The following is a 17,092-nucleotide window of genomic DNA, read 5'->3' as shown; positions in this document are numbered from 1 at the left end:
CAGAATTTCATGGAGAAAATTATGAACTACCGCCTGACTGGGCTGGCTTTTGCCACCGTGCTATTAGTAGGGTGTGCCAGTAGCTCGCCGGATCATATGGAGCAGGGCCGCTCAGATCCGCTGGAAGGTTTTAACCGGGCAATGTTCAATTTTAACTATGAGGTTCTTGATCCTTACGTGGTGCGCCCGGTAGCCGTAGTTTGGCGTGATTACGTGCCACAACCCGCACGTAATGGCACAAGTAACTTCCTGAGTAACCTTGAAGAGCCAGCCAGTATGGTCAACAGCTTCTTGGTGGGTGACCCGTATAATGGCATGAAGCACTTTAACCGCTTCTTCCTGAATACTATTTTGGGCATGGGTGGCTTGATAGATGTGGCGAGTATGGCTAACCCTAAGCTGGCTAAACAAGTCCCTCACCGCTTTGGCAGCACACTGGGCCATTATAATGTTGGTTACGGCCCGTATGTAGTGTTACCGGGCTATGGCAGCTTCACCATTCGTGAGGATGGGGGGAATGCGGCTGATTACGTTTATCCGGTGTTGAGCTATCTCACGTTCTGGATGTCGGCAGGTAAATGGATGGTTGAAGGGATTGAAACCCGTGCTCAGCTATTGGATTCCGATGGGTTGCTGCGTAACTCGTCAGATCCTTATCTGATGGTGCGCGATGCCTACTTCCAACGTCATGATTTCCTGGCGAATGGCGGGCAGTTGAAACCGGAAGTCAATTCGAATGCACAAGCCATTCAGGGTGATTTGGACAGTATCGATTCAGCCAACTGATTCTGATACCTGATTCGAATAATAAAAAAGCGCCGAAAGGCGCTTTTTTATGGGCAAAGGAATTGCCAGTATCCGCTAATTAGAACGCGTAGTTAAAGTTCACGCCGTACAGCAGTGCCGTACCTTTGGAGTCGAACTGATAAGTAGTGCCGCCCACTGCCGCTGGTGTTTTTTCAGTAATATGCACGCTTTGGCCATGCATATAGGAAATACCAACATCCACTGAGGCATCTTTGTTGAAGGCGTAGGTAGTACCAGCACTGATCCAGAAACGGTCTTGGTCTGGAATTGAGATAGTGCGGTTATCTGCCGGAACCGGGCTGTCATCGAAGGCAATACCGGTACGGAAGGTCCAATTATCATCGTGATAATAAGTGGTACCCAGCGCGATGCGGTAAGCATCATGGAAGCCTTCATGTTTTTCAAACAGTGTCTGGCCATTAGTGCCGGTTGCTTTCAGTTCCTGGAACTGGCTCCAACTGGTGTAGGCCATGCTGTAGTGAATCGCCCACTGTGGTGCCACTTTGTTATAGCCAGACACTTCCCAGACTTCTGGTAGGTTCAGAGTTAAAGCACCCGGGATCGTATTACCGCCAGTGCCTCTTGGTGGTGGCAGTTGGTTGCTGAAATCACCATCAAAGTCGATTTTCACTTTTGAGCGGTAAGTGAAGCTATAACGGTTTTCTTTATCAACTTCATACAGCACGCCCGCATTCCAACCATACCCCCACTCTTTACCTTCCATACGGGTAACTTCGGTATTAGCAGGGCGACCCGATAACGGACCAACTTCACCGAGATGGCGTACAATCTTCGCATCGGCGTACACTGCATTAAAGCCCAGGCCGAAACTGAAGTTTTCATTCAGGCGATACGCGGTGCTCAGGTTCAGGTTGGCGGTTTTCAGATCAGTCTGACCGCCAAGAGAACCCGCAGGATAGTCGTCATTGAATTCAGTAGCCAAACCGTAGTTTGAGGTACCAGAGGCACCAATTGCCCATTGCTCATTCAGTGGCATAATAAAGTGGATATTTGGGATCCACTCTGAAGGCGCGATGTTATTGGCATCGGTACTTCTGCCTGAAATGGGTGATGTCCCACTAATGTTGACGTCAGGATCAACATAAACAAAGCCGCCAGAGAAAGAAGGGCGGTCGAACAAAGTCATTGCTGCGGGGTTACGGCTACCAACTGATGCGTTGTCGGCAACGGCGCCTTCACCAGAGAAAGAACGCCCCAATGCAGCGGCTGAATATTCATTCAACTGGAAGCCAGCCGCAGAAACGTTCGACGATATGATTGCCACTGCAGCTGCCAGAGCTGATCGGGTAAACAGGTTTTTCTGGTTCATGACCAAAACCTCATTGTTTTAATTAATGTTACACACCGTAACAAGAGAATGCGGGATTGTAGGGTCCGTTATCGGTCAGACAAAGCAGACCAGTGGCTGAAGTATAGGTCCGACCTGTGTCAGTGTTGCAAGTATGTTTTGGGATTTGTTCGGTTTTGATTGCAAAAAATAGACGTAGTTAACAAAAAACTCACAATTTAGTATCAATTATTACATTATCAATGAATGAGCATACAATTTGACTGTGACCTTTATCACTTAATAAGCCTATAAACAGTAAGTCCTAGTGCCAAGTGACCGACGGTAGTAAAATAGTGACAGAGAAAATATTTTTTTTTGCGCCATGCCTTTTTGTGCTATTTGCACTAACGAATTGGCAATTTGCACCTATTTTGAAATGTCCGTTGAGGAGAATTGAAGATGTCAGATGCAAGTATTCGATCAACAAGTAATCGCTGTAGTGCGGAAGAAACTGCTGCCTGCTGCTGTATAGATGTTGGTACTATAATGGATAATACTGATTGCACGGCCTCTTACAGTTGTGTGTTTGACAACCGTACTGAAGCTGAAGCGATGCTGAAATCGCTGACCGAAAAAGCGCGTGCTATTGAGTCAGAACCTTGCTTGATTGAGCATAAATTGGAAGAGAAGGACGGCGGTGTTTGTTTAACCATCGACTTTACTTTTGCCTGCCAGGCAGAAACCATGATTTTCCAGCTGGGTCTGCGTTAATTCATGCCGGTAGTCACCGCAACTCAGGTAAGTTGAACCGATCTCTAACGCGAAGCCTTTTGCTTCGCGTTTATTTTTGTCTAATTTCCTCTGTAAATTTATCGCGTTAGATTCATCATTCTTCCCCATCCCCAATGCATCTTTCCCACGATTTTGTCGCTAAAAGTTGCTCCTGCTCTCACTTTCCTGTTCTGTAGGTTTACCAAATGTAAATTTTTGGTTAAAAATAATTAGATCAGGTCAGACCTGTTATTTGTTATGCTTAACTAAAAGCCACTCTATTTATCAGGAGCGTTTATGAGTAAGCCATTACCGCTAGTGACGCGCCAGGGCGATCGCATTGCAATCGTCAGCGGTCTGCGGACCCCTTTTGCCAAGCAAGCAACTGCTTATCATGGCGTACCGGCCGTCGACTTAGGCAAAATTGTGGTCAGTGAGTTGCTGGCCAGAAGTGGCGTTGCTCCTGAGTTAATTGATCAACTCGTATTCGGTCAAGTGGTGCAGATGCCTGAAGCGCCAAATATTGCCCGTGAAATCGTGTTGGGTACCGGCATGAGTGTGCATACCGATGCTTACAGTGTCTCACGCGCGTGTGCCACCAGTTTTCAGGCGGTAGCCAATGTGGCAGAAAGTATTATTGCAGGCTCAGTCACGGTAGCGATAGCCGGTGGTGCCGATTCCTCTTCCGTGCTGCCAATTGGTGTCAGTAAAGCACTGGCGCGAACCTTGGTTGATGTTAATAAAGCGCGAACCCTCTCCCAGCGGCTGAAGTTGTTCAGCCGCTTAAAGTTACGCGATTTGCTTCCTGTTGCCCCGGCAGTGGCTGAATACTCTACCGGCTTGCGCATGGGGGATACCGCAGAGCAGATGGCAAAAACCTATGGTATCAGCCGTGAAGATCAGGATGCTCTGGCGCTACGATCGCACCAAATGGCCGCGATTGCCTGGCAGCAAGGGTTATTACACGATGAGGTGATGACGGCTTATATCCCGCCTTACCGTGATGCTATTACCGAAGATAACAATATCCGCAAAGACTCCACTTTGGCGCAATATGCCAAGTTACGCCCCGCATTCGATCGCCAACACGGCAGTGTCACGGCGGCCAACAGCACCCCTTTGACGGACGGTGCCGCAGCCGTGATGATGATGAGTGAAGCGAAAGCAAAAGAGTTAGGTTTGCAACCGTTGGGTTATCTGCGCAGTTTCGCCTTTTCCGCCATCGATGTTTGGCAAGATATGCTGCTAGGCCCATCTTATGCCACGCCACTGGCGCTGGACCGTGCCGGCATCACGCTGGCTGATTTGACCCTTATCGATATGCATGAAGCATTTGCGGCACAAGCACTGGCTAACCTGAAAATGTTTGCCAGTGATACTTTCGCGCGTGAAAAATTGGGTCGTAGCCAGGCTATTGGTGAAGTTGATATGAGCAAATTCAACGTATTGGGTGGTTCGATTGCCTACGGTCACCCCTTTGCGGCCACAGGCGCCCGGATGATTACCCAAACATTAAATGAATTGCGTCGCCGTGGCGGAGGATTAGGGCTAACGACGGCATGTGCTGCCGGTGGGTTGGGTGCCGCGATGATTTTGGAGGTGGAGTAATGCGTCAGGAAAATTTACTTAACAGCGGTAGTGAAACAGCCTCAGGGGATAGCCGTACCCCAACCGATTCGGTCTTTACCCTCAATGTGCGGCCAGACAATATCGGTGTGATCACCATTGATGTTATTGGTGACAAAGTGAATACCTTAAAGGCTGAATTTGCAGAGCAAATTGCCGAGATACTGCAACAAGCGCAGGCTTTATCACAATTGCAGGGGCTGGTTATTATTTCTGGTAAGCCAGACTCTTTTATTGCTGGTGCTGATATCACCATGATTGCCGCTTGTCGTACCGCGCACGATGCGCGTGTATTGGCACAGAAAGGGCAATCTGTTCTGGCGCAGATCGCTGCATTCCCCATACCGGTGGTGGCTGCTATCCATGGTGCTTGCCTGGGCGGTGGTTTGGAGCTGGCGCTAGCGTGCCATAGCCGCATCTGTTCGCTAGATGACAAAACGGTACTCGGTTTGCCAGAGGTTCAACTCGGTCTGTTGCCCGGATCGGGTGGCACACAACGCTTGCCGCGCTTGATTGGTGTCAGCAAAGCACTGGATATGATTCTCACCGGCAGACAAGTCCGTGCGCGCCAGGCGCTTAAGATGGGGCTGGTGGACGATGCGGTGCCCCACGATATCTTGTTAGATGTGGCGGTCAAACGGGCCAAAGCGGGTTGGCTCGACAGGCCAGTTTTACCTTGGCAGGAACGTCTGCTTAGCGGCCCATTGGGTAAAGCATTACTGTTTAAGATTGTGCGTAAAAAAACGCTGGCGCAGACCAAGGGCCATTATCCGGCGGCGGAGCGCATTATTGATGTGGTGCGTAAAGGATTGGACTACGGTGGCCCCAGTGGTTATGAAGCAGAAGCCAGAGCCTTTGGTGATCTGGCCATGTCCCCCCAGTCAGCTGCTTTGCGTAGCTTGTTCTTTGCCACAACATCACTGAAAAAGGAGACCGGTGGTACAGCGCAGCCTCGTGCTATTCATCGTGTTGGGGTCTTGGGTGGCGGTCTGATGGGTGGCGGAATTGCCAATGTAACGGCCACTCGTGCAGGCTTACCGGTACGTATCAAAGATATTAATCCGCAAGGGATTAATCAGGCGCTAAAATACACTTGGGATGCCTTAGGCAAGCGGGTTCGCAGTAAGCGTATGCGCCCGGCTGAACGGCAGCGCCAGATGATGCTGATTTCCGGCAGCACAGATTATTGTGGTTTTGACTCGGTTGATATCGTAGTTGAAGCTGTATTTGAAGATTTATCATTGAAGCAGCAAATGGTTGCTGATATCGAACGTTTCGGCGCAGCACATACCATTTTTGCCTCCAATACCTCCTCATTGCCGATAAGCCAAATTGCTGCGCAGGCACAGCGACCAGAACAGGTGATCGGCCTGCACTACTTTAGTCCGGTCGATAAAATGCCGCTGGTTGAAGTGATTCCTCATGCAAAAACCAGCGAAGAAACTATCGCAACCACAGTAGCTTTGGCGCGTAAACAAGGTAAAACAGCTATTGTCGTGGCTGATTGCGCTGGGTTTTATGTAAACCGAATTCTGGCTCCGTATATTAACGAAGCTGCTCGTTGTGTACTGGACGGTGAACCTATCGATTCTGTTGACAAAGCGTTGGTGAATTTCGGCTTCCCGGTTGGACCGATCACGCTGTTGGATGAAGTTGGCATTGATGTGGGTACCAAAATCATGCCGATTTTGGTTGAGCAACTAGGGCCGCGTTTTGCTGCACCTCCATCATTTGATGTCATCTTGAAGGATGGACGGAAAGGGCGTAAAAATGGCCGTGGCTTTTATCTCTATCCGGCAGCAACCAAAGGTATTAACTGGAAGAAAAAGCAGGATAAACAAGTCGATACCAGTGTTTATGTCTTGCTGGGTGTGACGCCGAAAGCCCATCTCGAGTCCTCGGTGGTAGCACAGCGTTGTACCATGATGATGTTGAATGAAGCGGCACGCTGTCTGGATGAATCGATAATTCGTAACCCACGCGATGGTGATATTGGTGCTGTGTTTGGCATCGGCTTCCCGCCATTCCTGGGGGGGCCTTTCCGCTATCTGGATAGTCTGGGGGCGGAGAAGGTCGTGAAAACACTCAGATTGTTAGCACAACAATACGGCGAACGTTTTGAACCTTGCCAACTGTTGGTGAGCATGGCCGAACAGCAACAGACGTTTTACCCGCAGGAACGTAATCCAGATGAGGTGCCTGGCGAAGAGCGCTGAGTCTGCAAAAGGGTATTGCTCACGGGGCTTGGCCGCATTTTTCCACTAAACAGGCGGCCGACTAACACCTATTCTTAAGAGTGTGAGCAGGATCACCACCTGCAATTCTAAGGGATTAGGTGGCTGTACACTGGGGGCAACCCGCGCTACCTTAACCAGAATCACGTTAAGTGACTATTCGTGCCAAAATGTATTAATAGGTACTTATTGCGCAGGTGATAAAGTTTAGATTAAGCTGTTGATATGGTTATTATGTAACCATTCAAGGTTGGCTGCCGGTATGCTCGGTGTAAAAAACAGCCATTTTCTTTACCTTAAGTTTCAGGCAAAATGCCCGGCCGCCATAGAGAGACGGCGCGTTATCGTTATGAAGTTTCTTTGCCCATGGCAAAGGTTTCGGCGGTACAGCACGCAAAGCGTTTCTGTATAGCGTTATTTTGTTAACAAAAACGGTGCAATATGCAAGTTTTCATTATGCGTCACGGTGACGCGGCCCTTGATGCAGCAAGTGATGCACAACGGCCTCTTACTCTGTGTGGTCAGGATGAGTCACGTCAGATAGCAAGCTGGCTAAGCGAGCAGTCTGTTGATATCGATCAGATTTTGGTTAGCCCTTATCTACGCGCAGCGCAAACATTAGATGTCGCGCGTGAGGTGATGACGCTACCGGCAGAGCAGGAAGTGATGCCAGAATTAACGCCGGGTGGGGATGCCGCTTTTGTCTGCTGCTATTTGCAGGCATTGGCAAAAGAAGATTGTGCCGCAGTGCTGGTTATTTCGCACTTGCCGCTGGTCGGGTATCTGGTTTCTGAGCTTTGTCCAGGGCAATGCCCACCAATGTTTGCCACCTCGGCAATCGCCTGTGTTGATCTTAATGGTGATACCGGGAAGGGGACATTTGATTGGCAGGTCAGCCCGTCACAACTGTTGGCAAAGGCTTGCCACGGTTAAAACAGTGTTAGTGAATATTCAATCGGCGCGGCATCTCTGTCGCGCCGTTGTTTTTCTGTCAAACCGCATTTCGCGTCTATTCTTCTAACTCAATTAAGACCAGTAATGCCGCAGTCCCACCCCATTCTTTAGGGGCTTGATGGAATGCCAGCACATCGGGATGTTGTGCCAGCCACAAAGGGGTTTGCTGCTTCAGAACATGTTTGCCGTGACCATGCATCACGCAGGCACAATGCACATGCTCCCGCTTACAGGCAGCAATCAGTGCGCCCAACTCCTGTTTGGCCTGTTTCTGGGTTAATCCGTGTAAATCCAAAAACATATCGGGCGAGTAATCACCGCGCCGCAGCTTTTTAACTTCAAAATGATCAACGCCAGGCCGCACATAGCGGGTGGGACCGTCGTAATCCAACTGCGGTTGGAATTCATCGGAAAAATAATAACTGGCATCAACCTGCTCTTGCAGTAATTTTTCCGGTGCGATTCTTTTGCCCAACTTGGGCGGTGTATGCAGAACAATCGTATCTTGTTTCAGCTTCTTCGCCCCAACTATTGACTCCTTAAATAGCTGTAAATCATCAGTCGTGAGGTGATATTTATTTTTCATCATCAGTTCGTTGTACTTATTTGATTACCTCCAGTTTACCTGTTGAGCGTCATCTGTCTAAATAAATGTCTATACCCGTCATATTTCAAGGTGTAGGTGTGTTGGCTGTTCTCGCAATCAAGCGGTTATCCATACAATTTTCAATGTTAATGTGCTTTTCATTATTCGGTTATCATTCAACTGATGTATTGCTGCTGATTTGTCGCGGGCTTCATGGCAAACTAGGGGGATAGATAATGATTTTTCGCACCGTTGTTGGAGAATACCTTGGACAAGATTTTCGTCGATGAAGCAGTAAATGAGCTGCACACCATTCAGGATATGCTGCGCTGGGCAGTTAGCCGGTTTAATGCGGCCAATATTTTTTATGGTCACGGTACTGATAATCCGTGGGACGAAGCAGTACAACTGGTTTTCCCAAGCCTGTTTTTACCGATAGATATCCCTGAGGATATGCGCAGTGCGCGCCTGACGTCGAGCGAGCGGCACCGTATTGTCGAACGGGTGATCCGCCGGGTTAACGAGCGAATTCCGGTTGCTTATCTGACCAATAAAGCTTGGTTCTGCGGCATGGAATATTATGTTGATGAGCGTGTATTGGTGCCACGTTCACCGATAGCTGAATTGATTAATAACAGCTTTGATGGTCTGATCAGACACCAGCCTAAGCATATTCTGGATATGTGTACCGGCAGTGGTTGTATTGCTATTGCTTGTGCCTATGCCTTCCCAGACGCTGAAGTGGATGCTGTCGATATCTCTAATGATGTTCTGGCAGTAACTGAACATAATATTCAACAGCATGAGATGGAACATCAGGTCACACCGATTCGCTCTGACCTGTTCCGTGATTTACCACCAATCAAATATGACTTGATTGTCACTAATCCACCGTATGTTGATGCCGAAGATATGGCCGACTTACCGCAGGAGTTCCGCTTCGAGCCTGAACTTGGGTTGGCTGCTGGCAGCGATGGCTTGAAACTGGCTCGCCGTATTCTGGCTTGCGCCCCGGACTTCTTGCAAGATGATGGCGTGTTGATTTGCGAAGTGGGCAACAGCATGGTGCATTTGATGGACATGTATCCTGATGTGCCGTTTACCTGGCTGGAGTTCGACAACGGCGGTGATGGCGTATTTATGCTGACCAAACAGCAACTGATTGACTGCGCTCCGCATTTTAGTATGTACCGCGACTAATCGATCTCTGCTTATAAAGTCTGTCAGTGTGATAAATATCATGCTGGCAGATTGTTTATGACTAAATGGTAAGGAGCCGTGATGGCTGGCAACAGTATTGGGCAGTTTTTCCGCGTCACCACTTTTGGTGAATCTCACGGCATCGCCTTGGGGTGTATTATTGATGGCGTCCCTCCGGGCATTCCAATCACCGAAGCTGACATTCAGTTGGATCTCGACCGGCGTCGCCCGGGTACCTCACGCTATACCACTCAACGCCGCGAGCCGGATCAGGTGCGTATTTTATCTGGCGTGTTTGAGGGGGTAACCACCGGTACCAGCATCGGGTTGATGATTGAGAATACTGACCAGCGGTCACAGGATTACAGCACGATTAAAGATGTCTTCCGCCCAGGCCATGCTGACTATACCTACGAACAAAAATACGGTGTGCGTGACTATCGAGGAGGAGGCCGCTCTTCAGCCCGTGAAACCGCGATGCGTGTTGCCGCCGGTGCCATTGCTAAAAAGTATCTGGCGCAGAAATTCGGGGTGCAGGTGCGTGGCTATCTGGCACAAATTGGTGATATTAGTTGTGATTTGATTGATTGGGATTTGGTTGAACAAAATCCGTTCTTCTGTCCTGACGCCAGTAAATTGGAGCCGCTGGATGCGCTGATGCGTGAACTGAAAAAAGCCGGTGACTCTATTGGAGCCAAAATTACCGTGGTCGCTGAACACGTGCCAGTTGGTTTGGGTGAGCCAGTATTTGACCGTTTAGATGCAGATTTGGCCCATGCGCTGATGAGTATCAATGCGGTGAAAGGGGTGGAAATCGGTGATGGCTTTGCTGTTGTTACTAAGCGTGGTAGTGAAAACCGTGATGAGATTACCCCACAAGGTTTCCAGAGCAATCATGCCGGGGGCATTTTAGGCGGCATCAGCAGCGGGCAACCGGTTGTGGCCCATATCGCTTTGAAACCGACATCCAGCATTATGGTACCAGGGCAAACCATTAACCGGCAGGGTGAGGCGGTTGAGATGGTTACCCGTGGTCGCCATGACCCTTGTGTCGGTATTCGCGCCGTCCCTATTGCTGAGGCCATGATGGCTATTGTGTTAATGGATCACTTGCTGCGCCAGCGTGCACAGTGCGGTGATGTGGTTTCCGACGTTCCGCGCTGGTAGGCACAATGAACAAATGGATTGTGGCTGCAGTGGCACTTGCCGCTACCGTAGCACTCACCGCTATAGCCCCGGTCATGGCGGCGACGCCATGGCAACAGATAGCCAACCCGGTTGCAGGTTCTCCACAGTCGATTGGTGGTTTTGCCAACGGCTGCGTTATCGGTGCAATGCCTTTGCCGCTCCAATCGGCAGATTATCAGGTGATGCGCCCGGATCAGCGCCGTTATTTCGGTCATCCTGATTTACTGAACTTTATCCACCGTCTGAGTGCGCAGGCTGAGCAACATCGCTTGGGGACGGTATTGATTGGCGATATGGCAATGCCCGCCGGTGGGCGCTTTAGTAGCGGGCATGCCAGTCACCAGTCTGGTTTGGATGTGGATATCTGGCTACAACTGCCAGTACAGCGCTGGAGCCAACAGCAATTGCTGAAACCGCAACCTGTTGATTTGGTGGCAGCCGACGGCAAACGGGTCGTCCCCGCACTCTGGCAACCTCAGGTCGAGAGTCTTATCAAGTTGGCGGCGAACGATAACGAAGTGACGCGTATTTTCGTCAATCCGGCGATTAAAAAGCAACTGTGTCTGGATGCCGGAACGGATCGTAATTGGTTGCATAAAGTGCGCCCGTGGTTCGGCCATCGTGCACATATGCATGTAAGATTGCGCTGCCCGGCAGATAGCCTGGAGTGTTTGGATCAAGACACGCCTCCTGCGGGGGATGGTTGTGGTGCAGAACTGGAAAGCTGGTTCCAGCCCCATCAACCGAGTGCTAAACCGGGTAAAACCTTACCCCCACCATTGCCGCCTTCATGTCAGGCTTTGTTGGATAACCATTTTGCTGCGGAATAAATCATGGATTGGTTTACGCTGGGCCCTGAGGTTTTAGGGATACTGTTTGTCGTCGCCTTATTGGCGGGTTTTATTGATTCCATTGCGGGTGGCGGAGGCTTGCTCACCGTGCCGGCATTACTGGCGGTTGGATTACCACCGGCACAGGCGTTGGCGACCAATAAATTGCAATCGGTCGGCGGGTCATTATCCGCCAGCCTCTATTTTATCCGCCGTGGGGCGGTGAATTTAAAAGAGCAAAAGCTAACCATTGCTCTAACGCTGGTCGGCTCAATGCTGGGTGCTATTTTGGTTCAGCATATGCGGGCCGATATTTTGCGGCAAATTCTGCCATTGCTGGTGATAGGGATTGGTGTTTATTTTCTGCTCACCCCCAAACTGGGTGAGGTTGATCGGCAACGCCGTCTATCCGCACTACCCTTTGCCTTGATTGCTGGCGGTGGTGTCGGTTTTTATGATGGTTTCTTTGGCCCCGGAGCCGGTTCTTTCTATGCGCTGGCCTTTGTGACGCTGTGCGGATTTAATCTGGCGAAATCCACCGCTCATGCCAAAGTGCTTAATTTTACCTCCAACTTGGGTGGCCTGACCTTCTTCATCGTCGGCGGCAAAGTAGTGTGGAGTATCGGGTTGGTGATGCTAGTAGGACAGGTGTTGGGCGCACGCCTTGGTGCACATATGGTGTTGACCAAAGGCCAAAAATTAATCCGCCCAATGATTGTCGTGGTGTCATTCGTAATGAGCTGCAAGCTGCTGTATGACAGCCACGGTTCTGAGATCTCCTCCTGGTTAGGGTTACACGTTTTCGCATAACTTAAGGTATCAAAATAGCAGTGAGCCTGACTGTCGCTGACGATACCGCTCTTACGGACCCAAGTATGACCCATGATTATCAGCAATTAATCGATGTTTTTAATGCCTGTTTTAGCGACCAATATAATACCCGGCTGGTAAAAGGTGACGATGAGCCTATTTATCTGCCTGCCGATGACGAATTTCCCTATCATCGGGTGATTTTTGCCCATGGTTATTATGCCAGCGGGATGCATGAGATCTCCCATTGGTGTATTGCCGGTGAAGAGCGGCGCAAGTTGGTCGATTTTGGTTATTGGTACTGCCCGGATGGGCGTGATGCATTAACCCAGAGCCAGTTTGAAGTGGTTGAGATCAAGCCACAGGCACTGGAATGGATGTTCTGTGTAGCGGCGGGTTTCCCTTTCAACGTCAGTTGCGACAACCTGGAGGGTGATTGTGAGCCGGATCGCATCACATTCCAGCGCAAAGTACGCCAACAAGTGCTGTGGAATTTAGAAAACGGTATATCCCCACGACCTGCAGGCCTTATTCAGGCACTACAATCGTTTTACAATACGCCGCCGTTGGTAGCCGCGCTTTTCCCTTACCCGGAAGATCTCGTGTAGCTTGCAGCCTGGCTGCAACGCCATTATTTTTGGATAGAGAGGAAAATTGATGATCGCAGAGTTCGAAACGCACATATTAGCGCAGATTGATGACATGGTAGAGCACGCCAGTGATGATGATTTATTTGCCGGCGGTTATCTGCGCGGCCATCTGACTCTAGCCGTGGCAGAATCTGAAGAGTTTGGTGAACATACGGCTGAGCAGTTACATGCCCGCGTGCAGACCAGCCTGGAAAAAGCGATCAAAGCCGGGGAGCTTTCCCCACCGGATCAGGTTTTGGTATTGGGCTTGTGGGATCGTTTACTTGAGCAAGCTATTAAATAGCGTTCATTGCTGGAGTCGCGGGGAGGTTAGCGATGTTCGTGATTTGGCCTCGCCTCTGCGACTCCAATGACTTTGACGTCGCTGCAAACCACCCCGCGAGCTGCCCGCTAAGATAACCGCGCAACGCGCTGTTGTACCGGCCTGCCTTTCAGCAATTTTCGAATCCAAAATCGATTGGGATTGAGTGCCGCCAGCGTCGGCGCATCTAATGGCTGCGGTTCCCCGAACATTTGTGCGGCCAAAATTTCTGCCACCAATGGCGCACTGCACAACCCCCGTGACCCCAATGCCCCCACCATGAATAATTCCGGCCATACCGGCGCTGGCGCTATCTCATCACCACGCTGAATTTTGCGTGGCAGATCCTGATATTGTGCCAGTGTTGCAGCATAATCCGGTACCGCGCCCACCATCGGTAAGTGATCACGAATAGCGCACCGCACCCCGCAGCGCGCTTGATTATCACTGATATCAACCTGATGCGGCCAATTTACTTGTGGCAGACAGCGTAACAGGCGGTCCCGGTTCTCTTGCTGTTCATCGGTACGAAAATCAGTGGCAATATCGCCGCGCTGATAACTGGCACCAATACAGTGATGCTGGTTAGCCGGGTTCACTGGCGTCAGATAGCCGTCATAGCACAGCACTTGCTGCAACTGACTGAGTACTGAGGTCGTGGGAATGTGCGAGACCTGCCCGCGCACGGCTGACAGCGGCAGATGCTGGGTTTGTTGCCACTCAGCTAAGCGGTGGCCGGTGGCCAGCACCACTGTAGCATGTTGTTTCGCCGCCAGTGGTTGTTGGGTATCGTGTTGTTGGCTATCGGTGGGTTGGGCACTGAGTTGCTGGAAGCTGAGCTGCCATTGCCCGTCAACATGCTCTAACTGGCTCAGTTCATGCTGATAGTGGCAAGTCATGCCTTTTTGTTGGGCCAGCAGCACCAGCGCTGTGGTGAGGTCTGATGGGCATAACCAGCCTCCGGCGGGATAATGTATACCATCGTGGGCGCAATCCAGCCCAGCGAGCGCACTGAGCTGTTCACGGCTCATGGCTTCGGCGAATGATACCGGCCAGCTTATTTGCAGCATTTTATCAATCTTGCCACGGCTTTTTTCATCAAATGCCAATTGGCTGACACCGCACCATTGATGATCAAAATGAATGCCTTGTGCTAACAATTGGTCATATTGGCGGCGGGCAAAGGTAAATGCGCTGGTGAAAAAGTTTTCCAGTGCATCATCTTTGCCGTTTAGCAGGGGATAGAGCGCACCTTGCCGGTTACCTGATGCACCTTGCGCCGGTTGTGCATCGGCGCAATAGAGCGTGACCTTGGCCCCACGGCGCAATAAGGCTAATGCTGTCAATGCACTGACGATACCGCCGCCAATGATCGCGATATCATCACAACGGACCGCCGCTGGCCGATGGTACCAAGGCGCTGAGGCTGACCCGATGCTTTGTGGCAATCTGCCCGTGAGCATTTCACGTTTTTGCCCAAAACCTTTCACTTTAGCTACGTCAAAACCTGCTTGTTGCAAACCACGGCGAACAAATCCGGCGGCAGTAAATGTGGCAAAAGTGCCCCCCGGCCTTGCCATCCGCGCCATGGCATTGAACAGCATATCATTCCACATATCGGGGTTTTTCGCCGGGGCAAAGCCATCAAGAAACCAGGCATCTACTTGATTATTCAGGCTGGCATCCAACTGGGGCAGCAAGGTATTGACATCACCAAACCACAGATCCAGAGTGATACTCCCCTGCGCTAGCAGAATACGATGGCAGCCAGCAAGAGGTAACGGCCATTGCGCGCGCAATTGTTCGGCAAAAAATGCCAGTTCTGGCCAGCGGTCATGGGCGGCAGCTAAATCTGCCACCTGTAGTGGGTATTTTTCGAAGCTGATATAGTGTAATCGCTGGAGTTTTGCACTGGCGTGTTGCTGTTTGAACTGAGCGAAATCGCGCCATAATGTCAGAAAATTTAAGCCAGTCCCGAAGCCCGTTTCGGCAAAAATGCAGTTATCCCGCGGGTGTTGAATGAAACGCTCAGGGAAGCCATTCCCCTTAAGAAAAACGTAGTGAGTCTCTTCCAGGCCATCTTCATTGGAAAAATAGATGTCATCAAACTGTTCCGATACAGGTGTACCCTGTTCATTCCAGCTTAATGTCGCGGTTTGGATTGGGGGGTGGCTCACGTTGAAAGACTCGTATCTCAAGGGGTAGGGCGATTCTAACTATGTGACCGGCCGCGTGCAAATCGTAAAATTATCTGGGTATATTACGCTGATCGGACTTGTTCGGCGTACAACTGTACGCTAAAGTGCGTTGCAAAATCCCGAATGTAAAATAAGTGGAAGAGGTATTGAATGAAGCGTGCAGTAATTACTGGCTTGGGTATTGTCTCCAGCATTGGTAATAACCAGCAGGAAGTTCTGGCATCTTTGCAGGAAGGCCGCTCTGGCATTACTTTCGCTCAGGAATTTAAAGACGCAGGTATGCGCAGCCACGTATGGGGCGATGTAAAGCTGGCATCTGAGCCTAAAGACCTCATTGATCGCAAAGTGCTGCGTTTTATGAGCGACGCCTCAATTTATGCTTTTCTTGCGATGGAAGAAGCGATAGCAGACTCTGGCCTGTCAGACGATCAGGTATCTAATTTCCGCAGTGGACTGGTGGTGGGTTCCGGTGGTGGTTCACCCCGTAATCAGGTTGCCGGTTCTGATGCAATGCGTACCCCGCGCGGTTTGAAAGGTGTTGGTCCTTATATGGTGACCAAAGCCATGGCATCTGGTGTGTCCGCGTGCCTGGCAACCCCCTTTAAAATCAAAGGTGTTAACTACTCAATCAGCTCTGCCTGTGCGACGTCTGCGCACTGTATTGGCCATGCTTTGGAGTTAATCCAACTGGGCAAGCAGGATGTCGTGTTTGCGGGTGGTGGTGAAGAACTGTGCTGGGAAATGGCCTGCGAGTTCGATGCCATGGGTGCGTTGTCGACCAAATACAATGAAACCCCGGCTAAAGCTTCTCGTACTTATGATCAAGACCGTGATGGCTTCGTAATCGCCGGTGGTGGCGGTATGGTGGTGGTTGAAGAACTTGAGCATGCTCTGGCGCGTGGTGCTCACATCTACGCTGAGATTGTTGGCTACGGCGCAACCTCTGATGGTGCAGATATGGTTGCACCATCAGGTGAAGGTGCTGTGCGTTGCATGCAGATGGCAATGGCAGGTGTTGATACACCAATTGACTACATGAACGTACATGGCACTTCTACACCGGTCGGTGATGTGAAAGAGCTGGGCGCGATTCGTGAGGTGTTTGGTGATAACACGCCAGCTATTTCCTCAACAAAAGCCATGACCGGTCACTCTCTGGGTGCGGCGGGTGTGCATGAAGCTATCTTCAGCCTGTTGATGGTAGAGCACGGCTTTATCGCACCAAGTATCAATATTGAAAATCTGGATGAGAAAGCGGCAGGGATGAATATCATCACTGAGCCAACTCAACGCGAACTGACTACTGTTATGTCTAACAGCTTTGGTTTTGGTGGTACTAACGCCACTCTGGTCATGCGTAAATACCAGAAATAAGGTCAATCGCAGATATTTCTGCTCATTGATACTGAGTCATTAAGGCCAGCGAGCAATCGCGGGCCTTTTTATTCGCTATAAATAAACACTTCTACGGAAAAATACTATAATCATCAGGTGATTAACCTTTTTTAGTAATTTCATCTTTTTGTATCAAAGAAGACTAGTTGATCACTGACTATTCATAAAAATATCTTATACTCAATAACCAAGGTGAATAACATTGTAAAATGTAGGTGATTGAATATTAATGCGTTAGCCCTAATTTCAGC

The 17,092-nt window shown here is 50.0% G+C and carries 15 protein-coding genes; 12 read left to right on the top strand and 3 right to left on the bottom strand.

The window, feature by feature from the left end; genetic code table 11:
* The first annotated feature begins 21 nt into the window (after positions 1-21).
* Entirely contained in the window at positions 22-786 is a 765-nt protein-coding gene (gene mlaA, locus V1952_RS07425; protein WP_372559510.1) for a phospholipid-binding lipoprotein MlaA, read from the top strand.
* Positions 787-865: 79 nt separating this feature from the next.
* On the opposite strand, the gene fadL is transcribed toward mlaA, so the two are convergent.
* Entirely contained in the window at positions 866-2,137 is a 1,272-nt protein-coding gene (gene fadL, locus V1952_RS07420; protein WP_193784622.1) for a long-chain fatty acid transporter FadL, read from the bottom strand.
* 420 nt (positions 2,138-2,557) lie between these two features.
* Between fadL and V1952_RS07415 the strand changes: the two genes are divergently transcribed.
* From V1952_RS07415 to sixA, 4 genes are all read left to right on the top strand, one after another.
* On the top strand, positions 2,558-2,869 hold the full coding sequence (locus tag V1952_RS07415) for a YfcZ/YiiS family protein (RefSeq protein ID WP_372559509.1): 312 nt from the start codon (positions 2,558-2,560) through the stop codon (positions 2,867-2,869).
* A 297-nt stretch (positions 2,870-3,166) separates the two neighbouring features.
* A complete protein-coding gene (fadI, locus tag V1952_RS07410) occupies positions 3,167-4,477 on the top strand; it encodes an acetyl-CoA C-acyltransferase FadI (protein ID WP_420074549.1) in 1,311 nt (436 codons plus the stop codon).
* Positions 4,477-6,711, top strand: a complete 2,235-nt coding sequence (fadJ, locus tag V1952_RS07405) for a fatty acid oxidation complex subunit alpha FadJ (protein ID WP_420071305.1) — start codon at positions 4,477-4,479, stop codon at positions 6,709-6,711. The genes fadI and fadJ overlap by 1 nt, the downstream gene beginning before the upstream one ends.
* Before the next feature lie 459 nt (positions 6,712-7,170).
* Positions 7,171-7,662, top strand: a complete 492-nt coding sequence (sixA, locus tag V1952_RS07400; protein ID WP_372559507.1) for a phosphohistidine phosphatase SixA — start codon at positions 7,171-7,173, stop codon at positions 7,660-7,662.
* A gap of 76 nt (positions 7,663-7,738) precedes the next feature.
* On the opposite strand, the gene smrB is transcribed toward sixA, so the two are convergent.
* Positions 7,739-8,269 carry an endonuclease SmrB gene (gene smrB / locus V1952_RS07395; protein ID WP_420074548.1) on the bottom strand — a complete coding sequence of 177 codons (531 nt, stop codon included), beginning with the start codon at positions 8,267-8,269 and terminating at the stop codon, positions 7,739-7,741.
* Positions 8,270-8,536: 267 nt separating this feature from the next.
* On the opposite strand from smrB, the gene prmB reads away from it, so the two are divergent.
* The 6 genes from prmB to V1952_RS07365 all read left to right on the top strand — a co-directional run bounded on the left by prmB (position 8,537) and on the right by V1952_RS07365 (position 13,230).
* Entirely contained in the window at positions 8,537-9,469 is a 933-nt protein-coding gene (gene prmB / locus V1952_RS07390; protein ID WP_420071304.1) for a 50S ribosomal protein L3 N(5)-glutamine methyltransferase, read from the top strand.
* An 81-nt stretch (positions 9,470-9,550) separates the two neighbouring features.
* On the top strand, positions 9,551-10,636 hold the full coding sequence (gene aroC, locus V1952_RS07385; RefSeq protein WP_005183428.1) for a chorismate synthase: 1,086 nt from the start codon (positions 9,551-9,553) through the stop codon (positions 10,634-10,636).
* A 5-nt stretch (positions 10,637-10,641) separates the two neighbouring features.
* A complete protein-coding gene (mepA, locus tag V1952_RS07380) occupies positions 10,642-11,487 on the top strand; it encodes a penicillin-insensitive murein endopeptidase (protein ID WP_372559505.1) in 846 nt (281 codons plus the stop codon).
* A 3-nt stretch (positions 11,488-11,490) separates the two neighbouring features.
* Entirely contained in the window at positions 11,491-12,297 is an 807-nt protein-coding gene (locus V1952_RS07375; protein WP_372559504.1) for a sulfite exporter TauE/SafE family protein, read from the top strand.
* A gap of 65 nt (positions 12,298-12,362) precedes the next feature.
* Positions 12,363-12,905 (top strand): elongation factor P hydroxylase, encoded by a 543-nt coding sequence (locus tag V1952_RS07370; protein ID WP_420074557.1) that lies wholly within the window; start codon positions 12,363-12,365, stop codon positions 12,903-12,905.
* 49 nt (positions 12,906-12,954) lie between these two features.
* The gene (locus V1952_RS07365; RefSeq protein ID WP_005183422.1) at positions 12,955-13,230 is read left to right on the top strand and encodes a YfcL family protein; all 276 of its coding nucleotides are present in this window, start codon (positions 12,955-12,957) and stop codon (positions 13,228-13,230) included.
* 107 nt (positions 13,231-13,337) lie between these two features.
* Here V1952_RS07365 and mnmC read toward each other — a convergent pair whose 3' ends face one another.
* Positions 13,338-15,425, bottom strand: a complete 2,088-nt coding sequence (gene mnmC / locus V1952_RS07360; RefSeq protein ID WP_420074547.1) for a bifunctional tRNA (5-methylaminomethyl-2-thiouridine)(34)-methyltransferase MnmD/FAD-dependent 5-carboxymethylaminomethyl-2-thiouridine(34) oxidoreductase MnmC — start codon at positions 15,423-15,425, stop codon at positions 13,338-13,340.
* 171 nt (positions 15,426-15,596) lie between these two features.
* Between mnmC and fabB the strand changes: the two genes are divergently transcribed.
* Positions 15,597-16,820: a beta-ketoacyl-ACP synthase I gene (fabB, locus tag V1952_RS07355; protein ID WP_083158217.1), complete on the top strand. Its 1,224-nt coding sequence runs from the start codon at positions 15,597-15,599 to the stop codon at positions 16,818-16,820.
* The last annotated feature ends 272 nt before the right edge of the window (positions 16,821-17,092 follow it).

This window comes from Yersinia sp. 2542 StPb PI, assembly GCF_048593855.1.
GTDB lineage: Bacteria > Pseudomonadota > Gammaproteobacteria > Enterobacterales > Enterobacteriaceae > Yersinia > Yersinia enterocolitica_E.
Note: the sequence above shows the minus strand (reverse complement) of the source record. Positions and strands in the feature narration are given on the sequence as shown.

Excerpts from the sequence above, each read along its gene's own strand:
- mlaA (WP_372559510.1), top strand. The coding sequence starts at position 22 with ATGAACTACCGCCTGACTGGGCTGGCTTTTGCCACCGTGCTATTAGTA.
- fadL (WP_193784622.1), bottom strand. The coding sequence starts at position 2,137 with ATGAACCAGAAAAACCTGTTTACCCGATCAGCTCTGGCAGCTGCAGTG.
- V1952_RS07415 (WP_372559509.1), top strand. The coding sequence starts at position 2,558 with ATGTCAGATGCAAGTATTCGATCAACAAGTAATCGCTGTAGTGCGGAA.
- fadI (WP_420074549.1), top strand. The coding sequence starts at position 3,167 with ATGAGTAAGCCATTACCGCTAGTGACGCGCCAGGGCGATCGCATTGCA.
- fadJ (WP_420071305.1), top strand. The coding sequence starts at position 4,477 with ATGCGTCAGGAAAATTTACTTAACAGCGGTAGTGAAACAGCCTCAGGG.
- sixA (WP_372559507.1), top strand. The coding sequence starts at position 7,171 with ATGCAAGTTTTCATTATGCGTCACGGTGACGCGGCCCTTGATGCAGCA.
- smrB (WP_420074548.1), bottom strand. The coding sequence starts at position 8,269 with ATGAAAAATAAATATCACCTCACGACTGATGATTTACAGCTATTTAAG.
- aroC (WP_005183428.1), top strand. The coding sequence starts at position 9,551 with ATGGCTGGCAACAGTATTGGGCAGTTTTTCCGCGTCACCACTTTTGGT.
- mepA (WP_372559505.1), top strand. The coding sequence starts at position 10,642 with ATGAACAAATGGATTGTGGCTGCAGTGGCACTTGCCGCTACCGTAGCA.
- V1952_RS07375 (WP_372559504.1), top strand. The coding sequence starts at position 11,491 with ATGGATTGGTTTACGCTGGGCCCTGAGGTTTTAGGGATACTGTTTGTC.
- V1952_RS07370 (WP_420074557.1), top strand. The coding sequence starts at position 12,363 with ATGACCCATGATTATCAGCAATTAATCGATGTTTTTAATGCCTGTTTT.
- V1952_RS07365 (WP_005183422.1), top strand. The coding sequence starts at position 12,955 with ATGATCGCAGAGTTCGAAACGCACATATTAGCGCAGATTGATGACATG.
- fabB (WP_083158217.1), top strand. The coding sequence starts at position 15,597 with ATGAAGCGTGCAGTAATTACTGGCTTGGGTATTGTCTCCAGCATTGGT.